The 26,992-nt window shown below is 66.9% G+C and carries 26 protein-coding genes and 2 pseudogenes; 5 read left to right on the forward strand and 23 right to left on the reverse strand.

Features of this window, described 5'->3' with window-relative positions; translation table 11 throughout:
- The first annotated feature begins 316 nt into the window (after window positions 1-316).
- Together BLR02_RS20175 and BLR02_RS20180 are read left to right on the forward strand one after the other, a co-directional pair.
- Window positions 317-1,834 carry a ComEC/Rec2 family competence protein gene (locus BLR02_RS20175; protein WP_090664420.1) on the forward strand — a complete coding sequence of 506 codons (1,518 nt, stop codon included), beginning with the start codon at window positions 317-319 and terminating at the stop codon, window positions 1,832-1,834.
- 333 nt (window positions 1,835-2,167) lie between these two features.
- Window positions 2,168-2,554: pseudogene (locus BLR02_RS20180) on the forward strand (transposase); the annotation flags it as partial.
- Between the two features lie 371 nt (window positions 2,555-2,925).
- Here the strand turns inward: BLR02_RS20180 and BLR02_RS29645 are convergent.
- The 20 genes and pseudogenes from BLR02_RS29645 to BLR02_RS20280 form a co-directional block, all read right to left on the reverse strand.
- Window positions 2,926-3,228 (reverse strand): hypothetical protein, encoded by a 303-nt coding sequence (locus tag BLR02_RS29645; RefSeq protein WP_218128006.1) that lies wholly within the window; start codon window positions 3,226-3,228, stop codon window positions 2,926-2,928.
- Window positions 3,229-3,285: 57 nt separating this feature from the next.
- Entirely contained in the window at window positions 3,286-6,558 is a 3,273-nt protein-coding gene (locus BLR02_RS20190) for an efflux RND transporter permease subunit (RefSeq protein ID WP_090664422.1), read from the reverse strand.
- Window positions 6,559-6,570: 12 nt separating this feature from the next.
- Window positions 6,571-7,827: an efflux RND transporter periplasmic adaptor subunit gene (locus tag BLR02_RS20195; protein WP_090664423.1), complete on the reverse strand. Its 1,257-nt coding sequence runs from the start codon at window positions 7,825-7,827 to the stop codon at window positions 6,571-6,573.
- A 2-nt stretch (window positions 7,828-7,829) separates the two neighbouring features.
- Window positions 7,830-9,206, reverse strand: a complete 1,377-nt coding sequence (locus BLR02_RS20200) for a TolC family protein (protein WP_090664424.1) — start codon at window positions 9,204-9,206, stop codon at window positions 7,830-7,832.
- A gap of 84 nt (window positions 9,207-9,290) precedes the next feature.
- The gene (locus BLR02_RS20205) at window positions 9,291-9,659 is read right to left on the reverse strand and encodes a hypothetical protein (protein WP_090664425.1); all 369 of its coding nucleotides are present in this window, start codon (window positions 9,657-9,659) and stop codon (window positions 9,291-9,293) included.
- Between the two features lie 12 nt (window positions 9,660-9,671).
- Window positions 9,672-10,040, reverse strand: coding sequence for a hypothetical protein (locus BLR02_RS20210; protein WP_176849703.1), 369 nt, complete (start codon window positions 10,038-10,040; stop codon window positions 9,672-9,674).
- Window positions 10,041-10,227: 187 nt separating this feature from the next.
- Window positions 10,228-11,796, reverse strand: coding sequence for an alkaline phosphatase (locus BLR02_RS20215; RefSeq protein ID WP_218128007.1), 1,569 nt, complete (start codon window positions 11,794-11,796; stop codon window positions 10,228-10,230).
- A 449-nt stretch (window positions 11,797-12,245) separates the two neighbouring features.
- Entirely contained in the window at window positions 12,246-12,401 is a 156-nt protein-coding gene (locus BLR02_RS31240) for a MerR family DNA-binding protein (protein WP_245704877.1), read from the reverse strand.
- A 36-nt stretch (window positions 12,402-12,437) separates the two neighbouring features.
- Entirely contained in the window at window positions 12,438-12,734 is a 297-nt protein-coding gene (locus tag BLR02_RS20225; RefSeq protein WP_090664428.1) for a PepSY domain-containing protein, read from the reverse strand.
- A 2-nt stretch (window positions 12,735-12,736) separates the two neighbouring features.
- Window positions 12,737-13,372 carry a peroxiredoxin gene (locus tag BLR02_RS20230; RefSeq protein WP_090664429.1) on the reverse strand — a complete coding sequence of 212 codons (636 nt, stop codon included), beginning with the start codon at window positions 13,370-13,372 and terminating at the stop codon, window positions 12,737-12,739.
- 381 nt (window positions 13,373-13,753) lie between these two features.
- Window positions 13,754-14,656 carry an MBL fold metallo-hydrolase gene (locus tag BLR02_RS20235; RefSeq protein WP_090664476.1) on the reverse strand — a complete coding sequence of 301 codons (903 nt, stop codon included), beginning with the start codon at window positions 14,654-14,656 and terminating at the stop codon, window positions 13,754-13,756.
- Window positions 14,657-14,737: 81 nt separating this feature from the next.
- A pseudogene (locus BLR02_RS31100) lies at window positions 14,738-15,087 on the reverse strand (multicopper oxidase domain-containing protein).
- Between the two features lie 281 nt (window positions 15,088-15,368).
- On the reverse strand, window positions 15,369-15,725 hold the full coding sequence (locus BLR02_RS20245) for an ArsR/SmtB family transcription factor (RefSeq protein ID WP_090664430.1): 357 nt from the start codon (window positions 15,723-15,725) through the stop codon (window positions 15,369-15,371).
- Window positions 15,726-15,779: 54 nt separating this feature from the next.
- Window positions 15,780-16,259 carry a signal peptidase II gene (lspA, locus tag BLR02_RS20250; protein ID WP_090664477.1) on the reverse strand — a complete coding sequence of 160 codons (480 nt, stop codon included), beginning with the start codon at window positions 16,257-16,259 and terminating at the stop codon, window positions 15,780-15,782.
- A 160-nt stretch (window positions 16,260-16,419) separates the two neighbouring features.
- Entirely contained in the window at window positions 16,420-17,040 is a 621-nt protein-coding gene (locus tag BLR02_RS20255; RefSeq protein WP_176849704.1) for an SCO family protein, read from the reverse strand.
- 2 nt (window positions 17,041-17,042) lie between these two features.
- Window positions 17,043-17,507: a copper chaperone PCu(A)C gene (locus BLR02_RS20260; protein ID WP_090664478.1), complete on the reverse strand. Its 465-nt coding sequence runs from the start codon at window positions 17,505-17,507 to the stop codon at window positions 17,043-17,045.
- 62 nt (window positions 17,508-17,569) lie between these two features.
- A complete protein-coding gene (locus BLR02_RS20265) occupies window positions 17,570-18,292 on the reverse strand; it encodes a cytochrome c biogenesis CcdA family protein (protein WP_090664432.1) in 723 nt (240 codons plus the stop codon).
- A gap of 89 nt (window positions 18,293-18,381) precedes the next feature.
- Complete coding sequence (locus BLR02_RS20270; protein WP_090664433.1) at window positions 18,382-18,678, reverse strand: hypothetical protein; 297 nt, start codon at window positions 18,676-18,678, stop codon at window positions 18,382-18,384.
- Window positions 18,679-18,761: 83 nt separating this feature from the next.
- A complete protein-coding gene (lspA, locus tag BLR02_RS20275; protein ID WP_245704872.1) occupies window positions 18,762-19,196 on the reverse strand; it encodes a signal peptidase II in 435 nt (144 codons plus the stop codon).
- Complete coding sequence (locus BLR02_RS20280) at window positions 19,196-20,077, reverse strand: cation diffusion facilitator family transporter (RefSeq protein ID WP_090664434.1); 882 nt, start codon at window positions 20,075-20,077, stop codon at window positions 19,196-19,198. The genes lspA (BLR02_RS20275) and BLR02_RS20280 overlap by 1 nt, the downstream gene beginning before the upstream one ends.
- Window positions 20,078-20,188: 111 nt before the next feature.
- On the opposite strand from BLR02_RS20280, the gene BLR02_RS20285 reads away from it, so the two are divergent.
- A complete protein-coding gene (locus tag BLR02_RS20285) occupies window positions 20,189-20,512 on the forward strand; it encodes an ArsR/SmtB family transcription factor (protein WP_245704873.1) in 324 nt (107 codons plus the stop codon).
- 31 nt (window positions 20,513-20,543) lie between these two features.
- On the opposite strand, the gene BLR02_RS20290 is transcribed toward BLR02_RS20285, so the two are convergent.
- On the reverse strand, window positions 20,544-22,733 hold the full coding sequence (locus BLR02_RS20290) for a heavy metal translocating P-type ATPase (RefSeq protein WP_090664479.1): 2,190 nt from the start codon (window positions 22,731-22,733) through the stop codon (window positions 20,544-20,546).
- 91 nt (window positions 22,734-22,824) lie between these two features.
- Here BLR02_RS20290 and BLR02_RS20295 point away from each other — a divergent pair, with 91 nt between their 5' ends.
- A complete protein-coding gene (locus tag BLR02_RS20295) occupies window positions 22,825-23,238 on the forward strand; it encodes a MerR family transcriptional regulator (protein ID WP_090664436.1) in 414 nt (137 codons plus the stop codon).
- A gap of 119 nt (window positions 23,239-23,357) precedes the next feature.
- On the forward strand, window positions 23,358-25,277 hold the full coding sequence (locus BLR02_RS20300; protein WP_090664437.1) for a cytochrome c/FTR1 family iron permease: 1,920 nt from the start codon (window positions 23,358-23,360) through the stop codon (window positions 25,275-25,277).
- Between the two features lie 283 nt (window positions 25,278-25,560).
- Here BLR02_RS20300 and BLR02_RS20305 read toward each other — a convergent pair whose 3' ends face one another.
- The gene (locus BLR02_RS20305) at window positions 25,561-26,550 is read right to left on the reverse strand and encodes an arsenic resistance protein (protein WP_090664438.1); all 990 of its coding nucleotides are present in this window, start codon (window positions 26,548-26,550) and stop codon (window positions 25,561-25,563) included.
- Window positions 26,547-26,981, reverse strand: coding sequence for an ArsR/SmtB family transcription factor (locus BLR02_RS20310; RefSeq protein ID WP_090664439.1), 435 nt, complete (start codon window positions 26,979-26,981; stop codon window positions 26,547-26,549). The genes BLR02_RS20305 and BLR02_RS20310 overlap by 4 nt, the downstream gene beginning before the upstream one ends.
- Window positions 26,982-26,992 lie beyond the last annotated feature (11 nt).

The raw sequence follows: 26,992 nt of genomic DNA on the forward strand, positions 1-26,992 counted from the left end.
TCCTCAGCGGAGCGAAGCGCGCCAGCCGGATTGGCGCAGCTGCTCGGCCAATGCACCAGCATTACCGCACCGACGTTGTCACCATCTGCATGCAATGGTTTTCCAGCCTCAGTTTGCGATCCTCTGCCTTCAGCGTCTCGTTAGTGTACGAAACCACACTTAGGCGGAGCATTGGCTCTAAGTAATGCGGCGTAGCTGGCCCCTAGGAAGGTTCCGCGTCAATATTGTGTCTGCGCACGTCTCCCACTTGACTGCGGGCTACGGGCTACGGGCTACGGGCTACGGGCTCAGCGTGCTGCCCCGAGGGAGGTCAGCTATGTTCGATCCGCGTTTCGATGCTTTCGTCGGCGTGCATTCGGCGCGCCTCTTCGCAGAGTCCTCTGGCCGGACCACGGCTGGCTTTCTGCTCTGGGGGGACGGCGTGCGGCTCACGGGTCAGGCGCGCAACGGGCGCGTGCCAGTGCGGTCGCGGGGCCGGAGTGGCTGGGTGGAGGAGAGCGCGCTCAACGGCGGCAAATCACTCCTCGAAGTCTACTTCATTGACGTGGGCCAGGGCGACGGAGTGCTGATTAAGACTCCGGATTTCCGACACATCATGATCGATGGTGGACATCCCCGCCAGATGCAAAACACGGGTAAAAGCGCGGCGGATTTCGTCGATTGGAAATTCTTCGAGGACTACGGCTCGGACCGCATCGAGCTCGACGCCATGATCGCGTCGCATAACGACCTCGACCACTACGGCGGGCTGGCTGACCTCCTGGACGCGGCGCAGGAGGCCGAACTGGATGCTAAAAGCATCAACGTCGAAGCCTTTTACCACGCTGGGATCTCCTGGTGGGTCGATCCAGATACAGGGCGGCGAACGCTCGGCGAGACGATCAAGGAGGATGGTGACACCTACTACGTGCAGCTCTTAGAAGACCGCCGATCTGCGATGGCCGCCCTCGACCCGGACGGACGGCATCGCCTCCAGGGCACTTGGGGCGATTTCATCGAAAAGGTTGCTATATCAGCGAGACAGAAGACTGGGCGACCGACACCGATTGCGCGGCTGAGCCATCTCAGTAAGCATCTGCCCGGCTTCGCGCCTCGGGGCGACGGCCCGGCCATCGCAGTCCTCGGACCGATCGAGTCCAACCTCCGGGGGCGACCGGGCCTCCCGAGGCTCGGCGCGGAGTCGAGGACGGCGAACGGCAATAGTATCCTACTCCGGCTAGACTACGGGCGCGCGCGCATCCTCCTGACTGGCGACCTGAACAAGGACAGCCAACGGCTGCTCCTCAAAGCATATGCGGGGCGTCGCCTCGAGTTCCAATGCGACGTCGCCAAGGCCTGTCACCATGGGAGCGAAGACGTATCGTTTGCCTTTCTCCAAGCGATGGCCGCGTCGGCGACGGTTATCAGTTCCGGCGACGCTGAGGGGCATGACCACCCGAGGCCTCAGATTGTCGCCGCGAGCGGCGCCGCAGGGCACCTCACTGTCGACGGCGACGAAATTATTACGCCTCTTGTTTACTCGACGGAGCTCGCACGCTCGGTGTCGCTTGGCAGGCCGGGCGCACTTGAGATCGACCGGGGGCTCGTGGACGAGAATGGACCCATGCGGATCGAGACCGCCGATCTGCATAAGGTTGTGGTCGAATTCACCGAAACTAAGCCGGGAGATTTGCGCCCGAGAACGAAGCGGAAGCGCCTATCGCAAGCTCACGTGGTCGCCGGGCTAGTCTACGGCTTGGTAAACGTGCGGACCGATGGCGACACCATTCTTACTGCTACAATGAATGAAAACGATGGTTCTTGGAGTGAAAAATCATTTCCATCTCGATTCTAAATATTGATCTGACAGCGACGGAGCTTACGCCGCCTGCCCCCGCTTGCGCGGTAGCGCGTCACCACTAGACCGGACGACCACCGGCGAGCGGTCGAGCGGCACCTCGATGAGATGGAGCGCATTGCGGACGAGGTCGCGCGCACGAAACGCGCGCGCACGCGCGAGGGGAGTTTGGTGCACGGAAGGGGCTCACAGTGTCGCTAGCCTAAGGGTGGGGTCAGGGCTATGCCCCACCACCGCTCCGGGGCATTCACCTTGCCATTCAAGCCAGTACAGACCGCCGGCACCATACTCCACACCAGCAACACAGGGTGACCAACTAGCCTGCCTACGAATAGCCAGGAGCGAGATGTGCGCGAGGCGCTTGGCCGCTTTCGCGGCGGCTATGGGACAAAGACCTGCGTGATCGCTGATGGCCGCGGCCGAGCCGTTGCCTTCGCGCTCGCACCTGGTCAGGCTCACGAGCTACCCATGGCATCGGGCCTGCTCGGCTGCCTGCCGGACGTGCCTACCTGGGTCGTCGGCGACCGCGGCTTTGCCTCCGACGCCTTCCGCGAGCGCATTTGGGCCATGGGCGCGCGGCCTGCGATCCCGCCTCGGCGCACCGATGCAGAGGTCGCTTGCCCGGACTGGATCTACGCCAACCATCGCCTGGTCGAGAACCTTTGGACACGGCTGAAAGAATGGCGCGCGATCGCCATCCACTATGAGAAAACTGCGTCCATGGATGCCTCCTCTCCCTCGTGGTCAGGCTCAGCATCAACCACGCTATGGCACCTCGATGCCGCGGAGCAGGGGGCATCCACCCCATCAGGTGAGCGGGCGCTCAAGCTCGTCGGACGGAGCATGCATATGGCTAATTGATGTCGGCTCTATGGTCAGGTCGGATGGGTAGCACGCCCGACCCGGGCCACCGCCGAGAAAGGTCGCCTGCGCGGTAGCCCTCCAGCAGACCTCCTCCCCTAAATCTGTAGTTATACTGCCGCTGCGCCTCGGTTGAGGAGAAAACGAATAGGATCCACAGCGCATTGCCTCAATGACGTCGACGGGCCGCCTCGAACGCGACACACCGGCCTTCCATGTTCTGGGCATCAGAATGGGAGAAAACCCTCATGCGCCGGTTCAACGTCATCGTCGCACTGGCTCTGCTGGCCGCAATTCCAGCCTGCGCCCAACCCCTCCATTACGGGGCGGCGCCCGCTTACCAAGCTTACGGCCCGGCACCATACGCGGTCGCTCCGCGCTACTGGGGCGGCGGGTGGGGCGGCGGGCACCACCACCACGCGGCGCCGCGGCATCACCACCACGGCGGACACCACCAACACGGCGGGCATCACCACCGTGGTGGGCACGGCCACCACGGCGGGCGCCATCACGGCGGCGGCCACCGCCACTGACGCCGCGAATGCTTGAGGCGGCCAAGGCGCTCGGCAGCGCTTCGACGCTCCTATCTACCTGGCCGGGGCGGGACGGCCTGCACGCGCGGCAACCTCGGGCTCCGGCACGGGTCGTAGCCCCGGGTGTTCCGGAAGTGCGTCGGCGCTTCCGAAGCGCGCGTAGAGCGCGGGCAACACCATTAAGGTAAGCAGCGTCGCGGTCACGAGGCCACCGATGACTACCGTGGCGATCGGCTTCTGGACCTCGGCGCCCGCCCCAGTGGCGATCGCCATTGGCACGAAGCCGAGCGAGGCGACGAGCGCGGTCATCGCCACCGGCCGTAGCCGGTCCATCGCCCCCTGCCGGATGGCCTCGTCTCGCCCCAGCCCCTCGCCGCGCAGTTGCTTGATGTGGCTCAGCATGACCAAGCCGTTCAGCACCGCAACGCCCGAGAGCGCGATGAAGCCGACCGCGGCCGAAACCGACAGCGGCATGTCGCGCAACCAAAGGGAGGCGATGCCGCCGGTCAGCGCCAGGGGCACCGCGCTGAACACCAGCAGAGCGTCCCGCGGCGATCCGAGCGCCGTGTAGAGCAGCAGGAAAATCAGGAAGAAGACCCCGGGCACCACCACCATCAGGCGGGTGCGCGCCGCATCGAGGTTCTCGAACTGCCCGCCCCAGGTGACGAAGTAACCGGGCGGCGGCCGGACCTCGCGCTCCACCCGCGCCTGCGCCTCGGCCACCACGGAGGCGATGTCGCGCCCACGGACGTTGGCGGTAACCACCACGCGGCGCCTGCCGTTCTCGCGGCTGACTTGGTTCGGACCCTCAGTCAGGCGAAAGGAGGCGAGGCTCCGGAGCGGCACCGTGACGGCACCACCCGCGCGGGCCTCCCCGGGCAGGGCCACCGGCAGGTTGCGCAGGGCCTCGAAGTCGGCGCGCACCGCCTCCGGTACCCGGACGACGATGGCAAAGCGGCGGTCGCCCTCGAAGACCCAACCGGCCTCGCGGCCTCCGATGGCGGTGCCGATGACCTCCTGCACAGCGCTCAAGCTGAGGCCGCGCCGCGCGATCTCGCCCTTGTCCACGGTGATCTCGAGGAAGGGCAGCCCGGTTGCCTGCTCGACCCGAACGTCCTCGGCGCCCGCGACGCCACGCAGGATGCCCGCGACCTGGTTGGCGGCCGCGAGCATCGGCCCGAACTCCTCGCCGAACACCTTCACCGCCAAATCGCCGCGCGTGCCCGCCAGCAATTCGTTGAACCGCATCTGGATGGGTTGGGTGAACTCGTAGTTGTTGCCGGGCAGACGCCCCACGGCTTCCTCAATGCGCCGCACCAGCTCCTCCTTAGGCAACGCCGGGTCGGGCCACTGGTCGCGCGGCTTCAGGATGATGAAGGCATCGGAGACGTTGACCGGCATCGGGTCAGCCGCCACCTCGGCCGTGCCGGTCTTCGAAAAGACGACCGAGACCTCCGGGAAGCGGGAGACGGTGTCCTCGACCTGGAGCTGCATCGCCTGCGACTGGGTCAGGGCGGTCGAGGGGATGCGCAGCGCGTGCATGGCGATGTTGCCCTCGTCGAGCTGCGGGATGAACTCCGAGCCGAGCCGCGAGCCGAGGAAGAGTGAGCCGACGAACAGCAACGCCGATGCGCCGATGACTGGCACCGGCCGCCTCAGGGCGAGGCGCAGCGCCGGGCCGTAGCCGCGCTTGAGGGCGCGGACGAGCCAGTTGTCCTTCTCCTGCACCTTGCCGGTGACGACAAGCGCGACCATGGCGGGGACGAAGGTGAGCGAGAGGACGAAGGCCACCGCCAGGGCGATGATGACGGTCAACGCCATGGGCGCGAACATCTTGCCCTCGACGCCCTGGAAGGTGAGCAATGGGACGTAGACGAGAATGATGATTCCTTGGCCAAACACCGATGGCCGGATCATCTCCCGCGCTGAGGCGGCCACCGTCCGGAGGCGCTCCTCCAAGGACAAGCCGCGTCCAAGGGCGTGCTGCCGCCCCGCCAGGTGGCGCAGGCTGTTCTCGGCGATGATGACGGCGCCGTCCACGATGAGGCCGAAGTCGAGGGCGCCGAGGCTCATCAGGTTGGCGCTGATGCCGCCCTCCAGCATGCCGGTGGCGGTCAGCAGCATGGTCACCGGAATGACGAGCGCGGTGACCACCGCCGCCCGCAGGTTGCCGAGCAGCAGGAACAGCACCACCACGACCAGCAGCGCGCCCTCGGCGAGGTTCTTGGCCACCGTGTGGATGGTCGCGTCGACCAGTTCGGTGCGGTTCAGCACGGTGCGAAGCTGAACCCCGGGCGGCAGGGTGCGGGCAATCTCGCGGACCTTGGCATCCACCGCGGCGGCGACGGTGCGGCTGTTCTCGCCGATCAGCATCAGCGCGGTGCCGACCACCGCCTCCTTCCCATCCGCGCTGGCACTGCCGGTCCGCAACTCCCTGCCGACCTCCACCCGGGCGATGTCGCGCACCCGCACAGGCACGCCCTCGCGGGTCGCCACCACCACGTTGCCGATGTCGTCCAGGGTTTCCAGGCGCCCGCCGGAGCGGACGACGTAGCCCTCGCCACCGCGCTCGAGGTAGCCCGCGCCGCGGCTCGCGTTGTTGCGCTCCAGCGCCTCCGCCACGTCGGCGAAGGACAGCCCGAGGCCGATGAGCCGGGCCGGATCGGGCTGGACGTGGTACTGCTTCACGAAGCCGCCGATGGCGTCCACGCCCGCGACGCCTGGCACGTTCCGGAGCTGCGGCCGGATGACCCAGTCCTGCAGGGTGCGGAGGTAGGCCGTGCGCTCCAGCTCCGTGGCGAGGCGCTGTCCCTCGGGAGTCAGGTAGCTCCCGTCCGCCTGCCAGCCCGGCCTGCCGTCGCGCACGGTGTCGCCCTCCTTCCGGGGCGCCCAGTCCACGGTCCACATGTAGACCTCACCGAGGCCGGTCGAGATCGGACCCATGCGCGGCTCGGCACCGGGTGGCAGCAGCTCACGCGCCTCAGTCAGCCGCTCCAGCACCTGCTGGCGCGCGTAGTAGATGTCCACCTCGTCGCGGAAGATGGCGACGACCTGGCTGAAGCCGTTGCGCGACAGCGAGCGGGTGGATTGCAAGCCGCGGATGCCCGCCAGCGCCGTCTCCACCGGGAAGGTCACCTGCTTCTCCACCTCGATGGGCGAGAGGGCCGGCGCCAGCGTGTTGATCTGCACCTGGTTGTTCGTGATGTCGGGCACCGCGTCGATGGGAAGCGACTGCAGCGAACGCAGGCCGAATGCCGCGGCGGCGGCCACCAGCAGGACCACGAGCCAGCGCTGGTGGACCGAGAAGTCGAGGATGCGTGCGATCATGATCCGGCGGCCCTAGTGCGAATGCTCGGCTTCGGACTTCCCGAGCTCGGCCTTGAGGACGAAGGTGTTGGCGGCGGCGTAGCGCTCGCCTGGATCGAGGCCGAACACCACCTCGACGCCCTCCTGGTCGCCGCGACCGAGCACTACCTCGCGCTTCTCGAAGCCCTCGGGCGTGCGCACGAAGACGACGGTCTCGCCCTCAATCTCCTGCACGGCGCCGCGGGGTACCAGCACATCGACACGCTGCTCCTCGCTGGCGACCTCGGCGGTGGCGAAGCCGCCGGGCCGGAAGGCGCCCTCCGGGTTCGGCAGCTCGACCACGGCGCGGGCCGAACGCGTCTCCGGGTCCAGCACTGGGCTGAGAAAGACGATGCGGCCTTCACCGCGCATCTCGCCCTCGCCTCGGATGCGGACCGGCATGCCCTCTTTCACGAAGGAAAGGTCGGCCGGTGGCACCGCCATCTCCACCCAGACGGTGGACAGGTCGGCGAGCGTGTAGACCTCGGCTTCGGCCGATACCGCGTCGCCGAGCATCTTGGGCCGGGCGGTGATCCGTCCCCCGATGGGGGCGTGAACCTCCTGGCGCCTGAGTGCCTCGATGGGCTGGCGCGGCAGGGCCTCGATCTCGGCCCCGCCGAGGCCGATGGCGGCCAGCTTCTGGCGGGCAAGATCGAGGCGGATCTGCGCCTCCTGCCAGTCGGTCCGCGCCTTGAGGAAGTCCTGCTCGGCGGAGATCCGGCGGTGCCACAGCCGCTGCTCGCGCTCGTAGGTGACGCGGGCGAGTTCGGTGGTGCGCAACGCGGCCAGGTACTCCCCCTTCGCGGTGGCGATCTCGGCACTCTCGACCACCGCCATCACCTCGCCCGCCGCGACCGTGTCGCCAAGGCGCCGGTTTAGGGCGGTGACGATACCCGCCACCCGGGCGGGGACATGGGCCAATCGCTCGGCGTTGGCGGCCACGGTCCCCGGCAGTGAAACCCGTCGCGCCACGGAGCCGGGGCCTGCCTCCGCCACCTCGATTCTGGCACTGGCGATCTGCTCCTCGCTCATGCGGACGGCGCCCTCGGGGGCCTCGTCGCCGTGATCCTCCCCCGGACCGTGGGCGTGGCCCTTGCCGCTCGCGGGCTCCGCTCCCTCGGCCGGGCCGACCGCCTGCACCGGAGGAGCGAGCCCGAGACTGGACCGCAAGGTGGTGGGCACGCCGGGCATCAGCACGGCGCCGCCGAGGGCGATCACGGCACCCGCGATGAAGGTGAGGATGGATTTCATGGTCACTGCCTCGTTGCGGCGGCGGGGGTAGAAGCTGGGGTGGCCGCGCGGCCGCGCAGCCGGGCGATGTCGGCGCGGACCTGCTGCACCTCGAGCAGGGCGGCGTTGAGCTGTTCGCGGGCGTCGGACAGGGCGCGCTGGGCGTCGAGCACCTCAAGCAGCGAGAACTTGCCCCCGGCGTAGCCCTCCCGCGCCGAGGCGGCCGCCTCCCCGGCGGCGGGCAGGACGACGCGGCGAAGGCTGTCGGCAGCGCGCCACGCCTGGTCCAGGCGCCGCTCGGCGTCGGCGAGGGAGGCGTCGAGGTAAAGCCGACCGCGCTCGGCCTCCGCCTCGGCCCGGTTCAGCTCGGCACCGGCGCGGAGGATGTTGCCCTGGTTCCTGTCGAAGATGGGCAGCGGCACGCTGAGCCCGAGGACGAAGGCGGTGTCCCCGCTCGCTTCCCGGAACCGCCGGACGCCACCACCTACAGCGACGTCCGGGATGGCGTTGCGGCGCTGCAGGTCCAGCTCGGCGCGACGCTGGTCGATGAGCGCGTCCAGCCGGGTGCGGTCGAGTTGCCCTGGAGGCAGGGCCGCCGCACGGGTGGGCGCGGGGCGCGGGCCGAGGTCGTCGAACCAAGTCGCCCGGGCGGCCATGACGTCGACCCCCGGCGTCGCCAGAAGCACCGAGAGGGTGCGAAGTGCCGATCCCGCCTCCCGCTGCGAGCGCTCGGCGAAGACCGCGGCAGTCTCCCGCGCAACCTCGGCGCGGCGCTGCTGCGGGAACGCCTCGCGCCCAGCCTCGACCCTGGCACGGGTCGCGCGCAGCACCTCGTCGGCCAGGCGCACCCGCTCGCGGGCGATCTCCACCGCTCGGCCAGACGCCACCGCCTCGGCCAAGGCCCGGACCACCTCACGCGCCAAGTCCAGGCGCACAGCCTCGACATCGAGGCTGGTCAACGCCACGGCACGGTCCGCGGCCGTCATGCGCGCCTGCCGCTTGCCGCCGGTCTCGATGCGCTGGGACAGGCTGTAGGTGGTCTCGAGGGAACGGATCCCACCATAGGAACCGCTGCCGCCGATGTTCTCAGCGTTGAAGGAGAAGTCCGGGTTCGGGCGTAGCCCGGCTGTCACCCGGTCGCCCTGCGCCACCTGCCTTCCGGCCTCCGCGCTGCGCAGGATGGGCGCGCGCGCCAGAGCGAGCGCGACCGCCTGCTCGGGCGAGGTCACCAGGAGCGCGGTGCCCGCCGCTGTGGAAGGCGACGCCACCCGGTCGGGGCCCGCCTGCGCCACCCGGTGGCGTGCCGGAGGGTCGGCCGCGCCGGACGGAGTGGCGGTCGTGGCGAGGATCGCCGCGCCCACCAAGGCGAGCGGAAATCGGGAACGGAATTGAATCGGCATGGCACCCGGGACTGACTGAACACGAGGCGAGCCACCGTCCCTGGTCTGTCCCGGGGCGCGGTGGCTATGACGGCTCTGCTTCGGTCAGGCCCGCGGTGGGCGTGCGGGCGGCGGCGCCTCAAGCGAGGCGCGGGTGCGTGTCGTGTAAGCCGGGTGGCCCACGATGATGAAGGCGGTGGGTGCGACGGCCAGCGGTGGTGCTAGGTGGTCCGCCAATTGGCAGGCGCAGTGGGCGCCCGAGTGAAGGATGCCGTGCGGGCGCGACGGCGTGCCTAGACCACCATCCTGGTTCGCGGCGGTCGACGCGGCCACCGTCACCGGTTCGGCGCCGGAGGGAACGGCGTCGGCAGCAAATGGCACCAGCAGGGACGCGAGCAGGAAGGCGACGGCGAGAAGGCGGGCGATGACCGCCTGCCCCTTCGCCAGCCCCATCCTGCTCGTGCCCAGGTTCATGGTCGGCCCGCCTCAGCGCACCGGGTCGACGTTGAAGCGGCCGGTCCCAAGGTCGCCGCCGGGGCCGCGCAGGGTCACGGTCGCTCGGAACTTGCCATCGAAGGGGAAGTCCACCGGCGCCACCATTCGGTTGGCACCCGCCGGGCGGAACTCAAGCGTGCGGCGCTCATTGCCACGAGCCAGCACGACGGCGGTCGCGCTGAAGGAGGCCGCATCGACAGGCTGATCCCGCTCGTCCCTGACCAACAGGGTGGCCTCGGTACCACGAACCGTGAGCTCGACCTCGTGGTGGCCGATCTTCACCTCGTTTCCGCTATGCGCGTGCCCGTGCCCAGAGCCCTGGGCGCGCACACTCGCGGCCCAGAGCAGGATCGGCGCCAAGCCGCCAGCGAGCAACAACCTGCGGTCCAAGTCGACTGACCTCCACCTACGTGACCGAATGGTAAGGTAGAGGGTGTCCACCTTCAAGTGACACCGGTGTCAGGCCCAAGTGAGCGCCAACTGCCTGAGCCGGCGGAGGCCCTGAGTGCCTGGCGGTCGGCGACCGCCAAGCATCCCGGTTCAGTGGTCAGAGATACCAGTTCCCGGTGGCCTCGTAGTTGGCGAGGACCTGAGCCGCGAGGGCGTTCCAGTCCACCGGCTCCTGCGGCGCGACCGGCTCGTCAGACCCGTCCTCGCCGACCTGGTCCAGCAGGTAAGCGCCGAGCTCGGCCTGGTCGGTGTAGTCACGGCCGCTGCCCGCAACCCGGTTGCCGTCGGCGTCGAGGACGGCGTCCTTCTGATCAGCAAGAGCGGCAACACCCTCCGCGCCGGCGCCGAAGGCATAGAGCGGCACGAGCTGGTTCGAGTGGCTGTCGCCGAACCACTGGTATTCCGGCACCCCGTCGCCGTCGCGGTCCTCCTGGACGCGCTGGTAGGGGATGGTCTCGCCCTCCGGCCCAAACAGCAGGTGGTCGTGGTCGGCGGTGACGATGAGCAGCGTGTCCTCGAACGTCGCCGCGCTCTCCTCGGAGTTGACCCAATCGATGGTCGACTTTACGGCGGCGTCGAAATCGACGTACTCCTCGATCATCCGGCCGAAGTTGTTGCCGTGCATCGCCCGGTCCACGCCGCCGCCCTCGATGGTGAGATAGAAGCCGTCGTCATCGGTGCCGAGCTTGTTGAGCGCCGCCTGCGACAGTTCGGTCAGCGTCGGCGAGCTCTCCAGGCGGGGAACGTCATACGGCTTTTCGTTCTCAGGGTCGCCGTCCGCGCGGTAGAAGTTGGTGCCGGTGAACGCCTGGGCGATCATCGCCAACCGATCGTCCGTCGGGTCGCCCGACCCAGCCGCCTGGATGTCGGCGCGGTCCTGCAGAAGCTCCCAGGAGGAGCCGTCGTCCGACCGGAAGGTGCCGTCCTTGAGGGCCGTCCAGACATCCTCGCCGACCCAGTCATAGCGGGCCTCGGCAACTGGCTGACCGTCGTCGTCGTAGTCCGGGTTGCCGGTGCCGCCGATGACGTCGAGGACCCCAGCCTTGAACATCTCCTCAGCGATCTCGGTGCGGTTGGACCGCGCGACGTTGTGCGCCCCGCCGCCCGCGGCGGGCGTCGCGTCGCTGAACTGGACAGTGGAGACTACGCCGGTCGCCTTGCCTTCGGCGTTGGCGACCTCGGCCAGGGTGAGTAGCGGGTCACCGGCGCCGTCTACGTTGACCGCGTTGTTGTAGGTCTTCACCCCGGTCATCATCGAGGTCATCGTGTTCGCAGAATCCGGCGCCGTGCCCCGGTTCCAATCGTATCCATCGAAGCCGCGCGTGAAGCCGTCGGCGTTCTCCCCCTCGACGGGGGTGAAGTCGTAGTTCTGCTCCGGGGAGTAGACGGTCGCTGGGTTCTGGAGGAGACCGGCAGGGGCCGGGAGCGGCTCGCTGCGTGTGTCGAGCGGGTAGACCGATTGCGCCACCTCGACGAACCCATCCCCGTCAACGGCAAGCTCACCGACCGGACCACCGCGTGCGTCGCCCAGGTACTGGCGGGTGGCCTCGAGCGTGTTGAAGCCACCGCCATCGGCAACCATGACGATGATGTTCTTGATCGGTCCCGAGCCGCCCGCGGCGTCGTCGCCTGGCGGCTGAGATGTACCGGATTCCATGTCTGCCATGTCTGCCCCCGTGCGGCTCTTGCCTGTGCCCGTGGCCGCTTGGCTGGCAACGGGCGCGGCAATGAAGCGGGAGCGATGAGGGGCGTCGATGGATGTGAGGTTAAGTTCTTGTAGCGTTATCAAAAGGGCGCCAATGTTCCCTCGGAGTTAGAAAGGCGCTCAGGCCTAGGTTCATAATCGGCCGATTACCCTCACTCCATTCTCCTGCTGACTGAATAGACTCCGCGCAGGCGCCAAGCCGCCGGGCAAGCCGCGCGTCATACGGGAGAAAGGGCCTGGACTATGCGGCACTCGGCCACCGTTCCGTGGCGGCATTGCGGCATTGGCCGATGAGGTCCCGCAGTTCGTGTCGGAGTGCTCGAGGTCGACGATTTTGCGTTCAACCTCTTCCAAGTGGTCTGGGCGACGCAGTCCACGCCCTTGCATGACCGATTCCGGTTATCGGCAAGTTAGAGCAGGTCGCGCACTTGGTTGAGCGAGAACCCAAGATTCCGGGCACGCCGCACGAAGCTGAGTCGTTCCAGGTGCTCCGCCCCGTAGGCCGGGTAGTTCCAAGAGGTACGCTCGGGCGCCGCTAGGACATCGACCCGCTCGTACCAGCAAATGGTCTCCGCCTTTGCGCGTCACAGAAACCATGGCCATCAATTGTCTTCCCGCCGCCACAGCTCTCTCAGGTCGTCAGCGGCCAGCTTGAGGTCGTACTGCCGCCCTTCGGCGTTGCGGGCGTCGTCGATCTCCCAGGCCCGACCGTCGTTCTCGCGCTCGATCTCGCCCCAACGTACGAAACCCAAGCCGCGGAGCGCGGCTTCAATTCTGACACGCTCTTCTGGCGACGGCCGATCATCGTCGGCACGCGGCGCGGCGGTGGGCAAAACGGCCAGTGCGGCGGCCAGTATCCAGCTGTGGAGGAGCGGGGCGCGGCGCAGACGTGCGGGCATCGTCAGCGGTTTCCCGGCTGGCGAACGACGCGTAGGTAAGGCTTCAGAGTCTTCCAGCCATCCGGGAACCTCTTCTTCGCCTCGTCGTCACTGAGGGACGGCACGATGATGACGTCCTCACCTTGCCGCCAGTCCGCTGGCGTTGCGACGCTGTGCTCCGCAGTAAGCTGCAGCGAGTCGATCGCGCGCAGGATCTCGTCAAAGTTGCGGCCCGTGCTCGCGGGATAGGTGAGCGACAGCTTCAGCTTCTTGTCGGGCCCGATCACGTAGACGGACCGCACAGTCAGCGTGTCGCTCACCTTCGGGTGGATCATCCCGTACAGATCCGAGATCCTGCGCTCTGGATCCGCGATGAGCGGGAAGTTGAGTGCGTGTCCCTGGGTCTCGGCAATGTCGCCCACCCAGGCCCTGTGTTCAGGAAGAGGATCGACCGAAAGCCCGATCACCTTCACGCCACGCCGATCAAACTCTGGCTTGAGTCGTGCGACGGTACCGAGCTCCGTGGTGCAAACGGGTGTAAAATCCTTCGGGTGGCTGAACAAGACCGCCCAAGAGCCCTCAATCCACGCGTGGAAGCGGATTGGGCCCTCGGTGGTCTGGGCCTCGAAGTCGGGGGCGGTGTCGCCAAGCTGCAGCATCGCTGATCTCCTTCCGCATCATCGTTGGCGACGGCGCAAGCATCGTCGCCTTCCCAGGCCACCACCTCGTGGTTCGGTCGCGCACCGAGGTGGTGAAGCACCCGGGCGTCACACACACTCCAACGTTCAAACACTCATTCCAGCGTTTTTGCAAGAGGGGGGGGAGGGACAACAGACCGTTTGACCTGCCACGATCACAGCGTCAGCGGACGACCGTCGGTGCCGCAGGAAGTCCTTCTAACACCCTTCAACTCCAGTCGGTGCCAGGACCAGCCCACTCTCATCGTCGCAGGATGGCCGCCCCGCCAAGCCCGCCCTGTCCGTGTGCGGCGTCAGGGCGGACCGCCGCAGAGACAGCGTCAGAGTTGGCCGCTAGCCGGCTTACTCCACGTCAAAAGGCTGCTCCGCAGCCGCCGGATCAAAGCGGTTCAGCGGCAGCTTGAGGTAGGAGGTGCCGTTCGCTTCGGGCTCCGGCAGGCGGCCACCGCGGAGATTGACCTGCAGCGCGGCGAGCATCAGCCCTGGCAGGGGCAGCGTCCGGTCGCGCTCCTTGCGGAGGCGCACGAACTCCTCCTCGCCGCCGCCGTTGCGAAGGTGAATGTTGCGCGCCCGCTGCTCGGCCACGGTCGACTCCCAGCGTGCCGCGCGCCCGCCAGGACGATAGTCGTGGCCGGTGAAGAGGCGCGTCTCCGGTGGAAGCGCAAGAATTTTTTGGATGCTGCGGTACAAGGCTCCCGCGTCACCGCCAGGGAAATCGGCTCGGGCCGTGCCGGCGTCCGGCATGAACAGGGTGTCATGGACGAAGGCGGCGTCCCCGATAAGATAGGTGATAGAAGCCGCCGTGTGACCCGGGGAGAAGATCACTTCAACCTCCAGCCCGCCGATGCAGAAGCGGTCACCCTCGGCGAATAAGTGATCCCAGTGGCTGCGGTCCTCTGCTTGAAGCTCAGGCAGGTGGTAGATGTCCGCCCAGATCTCCTGCACCGCAGTGACGCGCTCGCCGATGCCGGTCGGCGCGCCCAAGCGGTCGCCCAGGTAGGCCACGGCGGACATGTGGTCGGCATGCGGGTGGGTATCGAGCACCCACTCCACGGTCAGGCCCTGTGCCCGGATGTACTCGGCGATCTCGTCCGCAAGACGTGTGTCGGTGCCACTGGAAGCGCGGTCGAAGCCGAGCACCGGATCGATGATCGCGCACCGCCTCGTCTCGGGGTCCGCGACGACATAGGCGACGCTTCCGGTGCCCTCGTCGTAAAAGCCATGCACAGTCGGTCCGCGCGTCATCATTGCATTCCCTTTTTCACTCCGGTTACATCATGCGCGCGGCCTGAGGCCGGCACGCTCACGCGACGCGCACCACAGCCATCATCTCGGCCTGCTGGTGCTTGAGGACGTGCAGTGGAACATCCAGTCTCCTAGGTCGTCGGCGACGAAGGCGATCTCGACTCGCTCGCCCGGCGCCATCAGCACGGTGTCGAGCCACTCACGATGCGATTCCGCCCGTTCCGCGAGAGCACCCGATGCACTTGACCGTGCAGGTGCATCGGGTGCCGCCAGGACGTGTCGTTGAGTATGCCGAGGACGTAAGAGTCGCCGCGCTCCAAGGTCAGGATCGGTGTGTGCGGGTGGTGCTCGCCAGTTGCCGAAACGCCATGGGTGGTCGATGCAGCGATGGCGCATGGAGCCCTCCATCCAGTCCTCGTCCTCCCAGCCACCTCGCCGACCCATACAGCCGTGACCGCTCGTCATTCTTTGTCGCCGTCCACCCAGCCGCGCATGCTGTCGCAGCGCCCCGCATCATCTTCGGATCCATCACGCCGCGGCCGAATTCGACGGAACGGCGTACTGCCCTGGCGAAATCGGGCTTTGCCATCGGGTTAGATAGCAGGCGGGCCGGACGGGGTACGCAACGGCGAGGCGGCTTCGTAGGACCAGGTCGATCCGCCGGTAGCGCCGGCGCGCACCTGCACAGCCGACGCCGGCGGGGCCGCGTGGATCACTGTCCATCACTCCCTTCCTCCTCGACCTCAATTGCACTCATAGGCTCCCCACTGCCCGGCTCGGCGACATGGCCCACCATGTCACGGATCACGCAGCGGACCCGGTCGTCAGACGCCACGTAAAAGACCTGCTTGCCGCGCTTGCGGGCGGTTAGAAACCGTGCCGCCTTCAGTACCCGCAGGTGATGGCTGACGAGGGCGTGCGAGAGCCCAACCCGCTCGGCGACATCGCCGACGCACCGCGGATTGCCGAGGCAAGCCAAGGCGATGCGCAGCCGGTTCGGGTCACCGAGCATGCGAAACACCTCAGCAAGTTCCTGCGCCTGCTCGTCGGTGAGTAACGGCTCGTCCATTCAACCCTCAAATAATCAAATAATTATTTGTGTAAAAGGGTGTCAAGAACTGCGTCAAGGCTGTCTCCCGTCCGCAATCCCTGCCGTTTCCTGTCGCCGCTCCCCGAGAAACCCGTCCAGGAGCAGCAGGGCGACACCGACGCAGATAGCCGCATCAGCGAGGTTGAAGCTCGGCCAGTGCCAGCCGGCGTAATGGAAATCGAGGAAGTCGGTCACGCCCCCGTGCCGCAGCCGGTCTACCACGTTACTGATCGCGCCGCCGGCGACGAGGCCAAGAGCGATCCCGACCCAGGCCCGCTCCGCACGGATCATCCACACGCACAGCATGGCGATAACCGCGAGGGCGACGGCCACGAGCGCCCACCGGCCTGCCTCGCCGTTGCCGGCGAAAAGGCCGAAGCTCACACCTGTGTTGCGATGGAAGATCAGGTTGAAGAAAGGGGCGACCGGGATCGTCTGGGGCGGCTGCATTACTACCTCAGCGATCCACCACTTGGTGCCCTGATCGAACGCAAAGGCAGCGGCAAGGGCCATGAGGCCCGCGCGAAATGGATGGTGAGGACTGCGGAACACGCGGTTCTCCGGACGTTAGCTGCACAAGAAAACGTTCAAACGCCTGTTTTAGCTTTTCTGCAAGAGGGTTTGGCATACCACTACAAATGGTGCAGCCCGGCACCCCCGCGGTAGGGGAGTGTCACTGCGACGTCAGGAGGCCCCGCAACTTCTCCAGCGCCACCGCATGGCTTTCCTGATGGTCGATCGTGCCCGCGAAGCGGCCCGCCGCGTCGAGAAGGAAGACGCTGGCCGAGTGGTCCATCGTGTAGCCACCATCCTTGAGCGGCACACGGCGGTAGTAGATCCGAAAGGCCCGCGCCGCGGCCGCGACATGCGCTTCGGTGCCCGAAAGACCGACGATCCGCCGGTCGTAGGCCTCGAGATAGCCAGCCATCGTCTCAGGCGTGTCGCGCTCCCAATCGACACTGACGAACAGCCAGTGCAGCCGGTCGGCCTCGGGACCAAGCGCTTCGATGAGTGCGGTCATGTCACCGAGTGTCGTCGGGCAGACGTCGGGGCACTGGGTGAAGCCAAAGAACACTGTCATCGGCCGACCGCGGAAATCAGCCTCGGTGACGGCGCGACCGCGGTGATCGATGAGGCGAAAGGGGCCGCCGATCGGCAGGCTCGCCGGCCCGGTCGCGACCGGCCGATCGGCGAGTGGACCGTCGGTGACAAACCAGCCTGCCGAAATCGCCAGCACGAGGAAGCCGAGCACGGCCACCGAACCCCAGGCGACACGGCGGATCCAGCGAAGCATCGTCAGTGCCCTGCATGGGCCGGCTGCCGGGTGCCGGCCGCCTCAACCGAGAGCTCGACGTGGACTTGACCTGCGCGCTCGAAGTGCAGCGTCAGCGGCACGCGCTCGCCGCGCGCCAGGGCCCGCGTCGGACCCACCAGCATCAAGTGCGTCCCGCCCGGGCCGAGCGTCACAGTCTCCCCCGGTGGTACGGGAACGCCGTCGGGGAGTGGGCGCATGCGCATTACCCCCTCTTCCCTCCGCTGCTCATGGATCTCAACGGCGCGCGCCGCCGGCGTCTCCGCGCTGATCAAGCGGTCAGGGTTGGCGCCGCGGTTGCGCAACGTCAAATAGCCGACCGCCGTGGGCGCGGTTGCGCCGACCGCGCGCGTCCAGGCCAAGGAAACGGTAATGTCGCTCGGTTGAGCGTGGGCCGCCGCCGCCAGAGCCAGTGTTCCGGCCAGGAGACCGGGCAAGAGGGTTCGCATGATAGAGTTCTCCGTCCTTTCCGGTCGGTCCTGCTGCGCAAGGCCCTGCGGCGGCACCGCCCTCACCCGATGCTCGCCAGCCAGGGAAAGGCGCGCAGTATCCAGCCGGCCACAGTGGTCAGCTCGCCCGTGGCGATGGCGACGCCGGCCGCCACCATTACCGCCCCGCTCGCTAGGCGCAGCACATGGCCGAGCCGCCCCAGCCGCCGGCCACGCGCCAGCAAAGCCGGCAGGTAGAGCGCGGCCAGCAGGAAGGGCACGCCAAGGCCTGCCGCATAGGCGGCCAGGAGAGGAATGCCGCTTGCCGGGGCCATTGCACCGGCCGCCAGCACGGCCGCGAGTACCGGGCCGATGCAGGGCGTCCAGCCAAAGCCAAACGCGGCTCCAATCAGCACGGCCGAAACCGGATTGCCACCGGCACCGGGCGCGGCAAAACGCAACTCGCGCGCCAGCGGCGCCAGCCGCAGCACGCCCATTTGCACCAGGCCGAGGCACACGATCAGTACCCCGCCGGCGATGGACAGCTCATAGCTCCACCGCCGCAGCCAGCCGCCCAGCAACGTCGCCCCTGCGCCGAGTGCAACAAAGACGGCCGAAAAGCCAAGCACGAAGAACAGCGCCATCCGCATCGTCCGCCAAGGTCGCGCTTGTGCTTGCGCGAGGTCCGCGCCGGCCACCCAGGCCACATAGCCCGGCACCAGCGGCAGCACGCAGGGCGAAAGGAACGACACCAGCCCGCCGCCGAAGGCGAGAGCAAAGCTAAGTGCCGAGAACTCAAGCGTCATGAGGGGGAGGCGACCTTACGATTTGAGAGCACACAAGCATGAGGGCCGCACTTGGTGCGGCCCTCAGCATCCACCAGCAGGTACTTGTTCTAGCGTGGCGTGACGGGCGCGTTCGGCTGAGCAGGCGCCGGGATGCCGGCTCGCTCCTCCAGCTGCCGCACACGATGATCCAGTGACGCCATGCGCTGCATCATCGGGCACGGGCAATCCATCATCATCATGCCGCCCTGACCCTGCATCATCGGCATGTGCTGCATGCCAGGCATCTGCTGCATGTGCTGCATGCCAGGCATGCTGCCTTGCGGCGCGCTGCCCTGGGCGAACGCACCGGCAGTGGCGAGCGCTCCGACGAGCAGGATGGCAGGTAGTGCGATAATTTTACGCATGAAGTCTCCTTTGTCGTTGAAGCCAGTCGATGGAACGACCCTTCCTTGTGGGAGGGTTGCGTGGTGAGTAGCGCGATGGCAGCTCACGCTTCCCACCCGCTCAGCGCACGGCTCGTGGACGCGCGCAGCTCGGCGGCCAGCAGCAGCGCCGCCCCAAGCACAATGCCGCTGTCCGCCAAGTTGAAAGCCGGCCAGTGATAGCCCTGGGCGTGGAAGTCTAGAAAATCCGTTACCGCGCCGTGGCGCAGCCGGTCCACGAGGTTGCCGAGCGCCCCACCGATGATGAGCCCAAGTGCCACCGCCTGAGTGCGGCTCTGCGCTCGCGCCATCCATACCGCCACCCCAGCGCTGACTGCGCCCGTGACCAGGATCAGCAACCAGCGGCCGGATGATCGCTTACCAACAGGCCGAAGGTCACCCCTTGGTTGTACACCATCACCAAAATCGGTCGGCATCGTCTCGATATGCTGGTGACCGCATTGTGGGCAGGTGATGGTCGAGGTGAGAACGGGCTGCATCAAGCCGAGACCTCGGCCAGATCGTGCCGCGCGTCGCGGATGATCGACCAGGCCGATTGCAGGAACAGTCCGGCGATCACCAGCGCCACCGCCAAGTCAGGCCAGGCCGTGCCGGTCCACCAGACCAGCCCGGCCGCGACCACCACGGCCGCGTTGCCAATGGCATCGTTGCGCGAGAACAGCCACACGGCGCGCACATTGGCGTCGCCCGTGCGGTGCGGGATCAGCACCGCCGCCGCCGCGACGTTCACCACCAGGGCAATTGCTCCGAAAATCCCCATCAGCTCGGAATCCGGCTGGTTGAGCACCAGCACCCGGTAGCCGGTCGAGACGAGCACGCCGAGGCCGAGCAGACCCAGGAACATGCCTTGGATCAGCGCCGAGCGGGCGCGCCAAGCGAGCGTCCAGCCAATCGCTAAGAGGCCGAGGAAGGTAATCAGCCCGTCGCCGAGGAAGTCGAGCGCGTCGGCTTTCAGCGCCTGGCTGCCAGCGACGAAGCCGGCGACGATCTCCACCAGGCCGTACCCGACATTGAGTAGCACCACGATCCACAACGCCCGCTTGTAACCGGGCGTGATGTGGCTGAGATCCTTCGGCAGCTCGTCGTCATCGTCGTCGGCCGCCCCCACGCGGGCGGGCTGGTCCAGCCGGTCGAGCTGGTAACCCAGGCCCGTGACAACGCGCTCTACCTCGGGCAGCCGCGCAGCGGGATTCGCCAGGCGCAGCGTCATGATCTGTGAAGCGATGGAAACCTTAACCTCCTCCACGCCGGCGATGCCCCGGGCTGCCTTCTCGATTTTCGCAGCGCAGGACGGGCAATCCATACCGGTGACCCGGTAGCGCGCCGTGTCGGGCGCGTCAGACATCGCAGTCGTGCTCATCGCCGCCCTTCTCATATCAGCGTAGAATGATATTTCGCATCATATCAGTGGAAATCAATATGTCGAGCTGATAGGAAAGACGTGATGCTACTAGAGACCCCCACCCGCAGCTTGGATCTGCAGGCAAAGCTGTTTCGCGGCTTTGCCGATCCATCGCGCCTGACGATCCTCGACGCGCTGCGCGCCGGGCCGCTGCATGTCGGCGCTATTGTTGCGGCGACGGGCCTCAGCCAGTCGAATGTCTCCAACCACCTGCGTTGCCTAAGCGAGTGCGGCTTGGTCCAGGCCGAGCCGCGCGGCCGGTTTGTCGATTACCGGCTGGGTGATGCACGGGTCGGCGAGCTGCTGCGCCTGACCGAGGAGCTGCTGGCCGGTGCCGCCTATGGCGTCGACGCCTGCCAGCGCTACGGTACTCCCGACCCGGACGCGAGCTGACCTCACCGCCCTTTGGTTGTTGACGGCCAGATCAGGCCGTCACGCCGTGGAAGCGGTAGCGCAGCAGTCGCAGGGCATTCAGCGTCACTAGGACTGTGGCACCGGTATCGGCCAGGACGGCTGGCCAGAGGCCGGTGATGCCGACCACCGTCGTCACCAGAAAGACAGCCTTCAGCCCCAGCGCGACTGCCACATTCTGGTGGATGTTGGCCAGGGTCGCGCGCGAAAGCCCGACCAGGGCCGCCACATCCATGACGCGGCTGTTCAGCAGCGCCGCGTCGGCGGTCTCCAGTGCCACATCGGTACCGCCGCCCATCGCCACACCAACCGACGCGGCTGCCAGCGCAGGCGCGTCGTTGATGCCATCTCCTACCATCGCCACCGGGGCCTGGGCTTTCAGGGTGCCGATCTCTCGCAGCTTATCCTCCGGCAGCAGCCCGGCTTTCACCTCGAGCCCGAGCGCGTCGGCGATGGCCTGGCCCGTGCGGGGATTGTCGCCGGTCAGCATCACCGAGCGCACCCCCAGGGCGCTGAGGGCACGGATCCCTTCGGCGGCGTCGGCACGCGGCTCGTCACGCACCGCGATCAGGCCGCTGGGCGTCCCATCGACGGCGACGACCACCACCGTTTTGCCTTCGTGCTCCCAGCGTGCCACCGCCGCCTCGGCCGAGGCGGGCAGCGGCGCCTGCTGCGCGGCAAAGGACGGTGAGCCAACACTGACCCGCTTGCCCATGATGACGGCCTCGACCGCCTTGCCGGGGATGGCGCGGGCGTCCTTGGTTGGCCGCAGGGGAATGGTGTCCGCCGCTGCCCGCTCAAGGATTGCGCGGCCGAGCGGGTGGCTCGAGCCGTTCTCCACCGCCGCGGCCTGGCCCAGCATGGTGCGTTCGGTGCCGGTGAGGGCCATCAGATCGGTCACGCGCGGACGGCCTTCCGTCAGCGTGCCGGTCTTGTCGAACGCTACGGTGTGAATTCGGCCAATCGTCTCCAGCGCCCCGCCGCCTTTGACGAGCAAGCCGCGCCGGGTGCCTACCGCCAGCCCGGACGCGATCGCCGCCGGCGTCGAGAGCACCAGCGCGCACGGACAGGCGACCAGCAGCAAGGCGAGCCCGCGATAGATCCACGTGTCCCAGTCCGCCCCGAGCAGCAGGGGCGGCAGGATGGCCACCAGGGCCGCCACAGCCACGGCGGCAGGCGTGTAGATGGCGGAGAAGCGTTCGATAAAGCGGGCGGTCGGCGCCTTGGCCTCCTGCGCCTCTTCTACCAAGCGAATGATGCGGGCGATGGTGTTGTCCGAGGCGGGCTTGCTGACCCGCACCTGCAGCGCGCCCGAGGCATTCACACTGCCGGCGAAGACCGCCGCGCCCTCAGCCTTCGGCACCGGCACGGATTCTCCGGTGACCGGGCTCTCATCGATCTCGGACTCGCCTTCCACCACCTCGCCATCGGCTGAGACGCGGTCACCGGGGCGCACCAGGACAAGATCACCCACCTTTAGGCGGGCAGCCGGCACCTCCCGCGCCGCGCCGCCCTCGATGAGGAGCGCCGTTCTCGGCACCAGACTGCCCAGCGCCTCGATGCCAGCACGGGCCCGGCCGGCCGCCACGTTCTCCAGCAGCTCGCCGATGGTGAAGAGAAACACCACCACCGCTGCCTCGGAGGTGGCGCCAATCAGGATCGCCCCTACCGTGGCGATGGACATCAACATCTCGATCGAGAAGGGCGAGCCAGCCCGTGCTGCGGCGAAGGCCTTACGCCCGAAGAATGCCAGCCCCACCAGCGCGGCGGGCAGGTAGGCCCAGTGATCCAGCGCAGGGACCGCGAGCGTCGCGGCGAACGCGCCGGCGATCAGTGCGCCAATGGAAGCCGCCAGGCGCGCCTTGGCGCTTTTCCACCACGGAGGCCGCGCGGTGCTGCGGGCGTTGTCGTCCGGCAGCGGCCCCGGCTCGCCTGCTTCGACGCGCGGTGCTTCAACCGGCGCGATGCCATAGCCGAGCTTGCGGATCTGCGCTTCGACTTGGCTGCGCGGAGAGGCGGCTTCATCCAGCCGGAACGCCAGCATCTGGGTGCCGTAATTGACGCGGATGTCCTGAGCCCCGGCGACCCGGCCGACGGCCGTCTCGATCTTTGAGGCGCAGCTCGGGCAGTCCATGCCCTCGACCCGGTATCTCAGGGGCGTTGAGGCTGGTGTCTCAGGCCTCGTCAGCTCGTCGTATGCCATGCGTGCCTTCTCATCCTGCAGCAAGACCAGCTTGCCCTGGTTCAGTACGACACCTTATATGGACACTGTAGTCGCTACAGGGTCAAGGACCATGGGTACAAAAAGCATCCTCACGATCGGCACCTTGGCCAAGGCGACCGGCACAAACATCGAAACCATTCGCTGGTATGAAAAAGTCGGCCTGCTCGAGGCGCCAGACCGCACGCCCGGCAACTACCGGGCCTATACGGCGGCCCACCTTAGCCGTCTGAGCTTCATCCGGCGGGCCCGCGATCTGGGCTTCTCGCTGGACCAAATCCGCACGCTGCTGGGCATTGCAGAGCAGCAGGATCAATCCTGTGAGGCGATCGATGCCATCGCCCGCGGGCATCTGGTTGATGTGAACCAGAAGATCGCCGCACTTCAGGCGCTCGGACGGGAACTGGACTCGGTCATCGGGCAGTGCCGGCATGGCCGGGTTGCCGAATGCCGGATCATTGAAGCGCTTGCACCGACAGCGAAGTAGGCGCGAGCGCGAGCCGACATAAAAACATTCCAGAACTGTTGCTGGAGCCATCTGACCGCCCATCTGGTCATGCCTGCCTACCTGCGATAGCTTCTCAATCGCAAGCCACGGGCGAACCAATGTTTTATCGTTTCATTACTGTTGCTGTCCTTCTGTTCGGCCTGTTGCTTCCCCAGCCGGGGCGAGCCGATGATCCTGCTGCGGTCCAAACTGTATGGCGCCTCCTCGACTACATCGCCGTCGATTATCCCGGCGCGGTAGAGGACGGGCGCATCGTCAGCCAGTCCGAGTATGATGAGATGGTGGAGTTTGCCGGGTCGGTCCGAACACGCCTGGACCAGCTGCCTTCCCACCCGCAGCAGCCTCGGCTGGTGGCCGACGTCGCCGCGCTGGAAGCTGCCATTGCCGCTCAGTCCCAACCTGACCACGTCGCCCGCTTGGCGCGCAGTCTGGCCGCTCGCTTGCTCGACGCCTATCCCGTGCCCCTTGCCCCGGCAACCACTCCCGACGTGGCGCGTGGCGCAACCCTTTATGCCGAGCAGTGTGCCAGCTGCCACGGCGTGAGCGGTGGCGGCGACGGACCCGCGGCCGCCAATTTGAATCCTCCCCCGATTGCGTTCACGGACCGAGCCCGGGCCCAGGAGCGCAGCCTGTTTGCGCTCTACCAGGTCATCACCCAGGGCCTTGATGGCACCGCGATGCCGAGCTTCGCCCCACTATCGCCGGAGGATCGCTGGGCCTTGGCCTTCCATGCCGGAACGCTTGCCTATCCAACGTCCCTGGAAGCGGACGGCGAACGCCTTTGGCGGTCGAATCCAGGCCTGCGGACCGTGCTTCCCACGCCAGAGGCGCTGGCCGGAATGACCCCGGCTCAGCTCGCCGCTGCGCTGGGCGATGAGCGCGCGGCGGCGCTTACCGCCTATCTGCGCCGGCATCCCGAGGCACTCAGTCCGGCGCAAGGGGCATCCCTTCATCTGGCCCGGACCCGCCTCAGCGAGGCCGTTGCGGCCTATGGTAACGGCGATCGGCGCCGTGCGACCGATCTGGCACTCTCCGCGTACCTCGATGGGTTTGAACCGTTCGAACCGCGCATCGCCGCCAAGGATTCGGCACTGCTTGGCCGCGTCGAAGGGGCGATGAACGAGTTGCGGGCGGCCATCACCCGCGATCAGCCGACCGAGGTAGTGGACCGCCAGGCGGCGGCGGTCCGCACGCTCTTCAACGAGGTGGAGCGCACCCTGGCCGCGGACGCCGACAGCAATATCACCATCTTTGTTGGCGCGGCCACTATTCTCCTGCGGGAGGGGCTGGAGGCGCTGCTGATTGTAGTGGCGATGATCGCCTTTCTACGGAAGGCTGGCCGTGAGGAAGTGCTGCCATATGTGCATGGCGGGTGGGCGGCCGCGTTGGTCGCCGGTGGTGCGACCTGGGTCGCCGCGACGTACCTGATTGCTATCAGCGGCGCGAGCCGCGAGCTGACAGAGGGTTTTGGTTCGCTCTTTGCAGCCCTGATGCTGGTTTCTGTCGGCATCTGGATGCATGGCAAGAGCCAAGCAGACCAATGGCAGCGCTACATTCGTGAGCGGCTATCCCAAGCCCTGTCCCGTCGCTCTGGATGGGTCCTGTTCCTGCTGGCGTTCGTGGTCGTCTACCGCGAGGTCTTCGAGACTATTCTGTTTTACAGCGCGATGTGGCGAGCGGAGAGCGCACCCGCCTTGTTGGGCGGCGTCGCCTGCGCGGTTGTCCTGCTCGGTATCATTGGCTGGGCGGCACTACGCTATAGCCGTCAACTGCCCATCGGGCGCTTCTTCGCCGTAAGCTCGCTGCTGGTAGTGGTGTTGTCTATCGTTCTCGCCGGCAAAGGGATCGCAGCACTGCAGGAGGCCGGTATACTCGATGTGCAACCCATAACCGGTCTTCCCCGGCTAGCTGTTCTTGGTGTTTACCCGACTGCAGAAGGTGTGGTGGCACAGCTCCTGACCCTGGCGGTGATCGCAGTCGGCTTCTGGTATAATCGACGGAACGCGACCACGTCATAGCGAACTCGACCTTTTCCCTTCCTCCTCTACCTCGCATTCCGTCCACGGCGCCCGCCCCCGTCAGAAGGGGCGGGAGGGGCTGCAGAGACACCCTGTGGACCCCTGCGGGCGAGTGGGCCGGAGCTTCCGAAGCTGGCCCGCATTGTCAGCCGCCTGCGAACGCCACGGCTCAGTGGTAAGGCGGCGGTCCCGTGCATACCCCAAGAACCCGATTTAGCATGGCTACAGAGTGGCCACCTTGAATTGGAAGCTGACATACGAGGCTGCCCACTTCCCAGCACCTTCATCCCGTCCCAGATGAGGCGATAAAGTTGCGGTTCTGACTGCCGAGCTTCGGGATCAGTCGCATGTAGGCGAGCGAGGCCACAAGCTCGACCAGGGTTTGCATGACGATGACCGCCGGTAGCACGGGCACCGCACCGGGCACCGCGAAGGCCAGCGGTAGAACCACCAGAGAATTGCGCGTCCCCGCACTGAACGCGACAGCGCGGCCGGCCGGCGCTTCGAGGCCAACGAGCCGGGCCACGCCCCAGCCCAGCAGCGGCGCGATTGCGGCATAGGCCACATAGAGCGGCAAAGCCCGCAAAGCGCCGTCCAGCGCGAGGCCAAGCTGCGGCGTGACAGAGGCGATCACTACGAACAGTACGATTGCCGTGGCTGGCACAGGGAGGAGGCTCAGCCCCGATGACATTTTTGCAAAGCCAGCGATGCGCGCGGCGAAGGTTCGGACGATGCCGGCTAGCACCAGCGGCCCCGCTATCAGCCAGACGAAGGCGTGTAGGAAGGGACCGGCTTGGACAAGACCCGCCGCGTCGTCACCGAGGAACAGGCCAAGATAGAGAGGTAATAGCAACATTTGCAGCAGCAGCAGCGCTGGCGTGGAGGCCAGCAACAGCCGGGCATCGGCGCGGCCGATTTGGGAAAAAGTCACCACGTAGTCGATGCAAGGAGCCAGCAGTACGAGCAGCACGCCGAGCTGGATCATGGGATCAGACGGTAGAAACTGCGCTAGCACGAGCACGAAGCCAGGGATCACGACGAAGTTGGCGATGAGCAGAGCGGCGACGAAGCGTACGCGGACGAGTGCCCGGCCGAGCTCGTCGAGCGGGACTTGCAGGAAGGTGACGAACAGCATGACTGCCAAAGCAGGGTTGATAGTAGCTTCCAGTATCATTGCACCAGGGACGAGCAAGCCAACGAGGGCGGCGGCGGCCACGGCCGCGAAGTAGATAGCGACCTGATGGGTTTCCAGGATTTCACGCAGGCTGCTCATGCTGGCACCCGGCGCTTGCGCTGTCCCTGGCGTTCCTTTGGGGCAGCGTCGTCGCACACCATTAGCTTGCGCGACTTCAGACCTCCTGCCATGGGCCGTCCCGTGCAGCGGGAGAACAAAGCGATGGCTTGGTCGCAAACCTTGCAATGCCCCTCGCAGCAGTCACGCATGAGGAAGGCCACGAGGTCGGATAGGGCGGGAAAGATGGCGCTGTAGATAATGAAACGTCCCTCACGGCGGCTCTCGATGAGATCGGCCTGCTCGAGGTGGTTTAAGTGGAAGGAGAGGCCCGAGGCCGAGGCGCCGACCGCCTCCCCGATAGCCCCAGCCGACATGCCATCCGCGCCGGCGACCAGAAGGCGGCGAATGATACGGAGGCGAGTTTCTTGAGAGATCGCTGCGAAGGCGGTGAGGGCTTGCGGTTCTTGCATATCAACTCAAT

The organism is Belnapia rosea, from assembly GCF_900101615.1.
In the GTDB taxonomy this organism is placed as follows: domain Bacteria; phylum Pseudomonadota; class Alphaproteobacteria; order Acetobacterales; family Acetobacteraceae; genus Belnapia; species Belnapia rosea.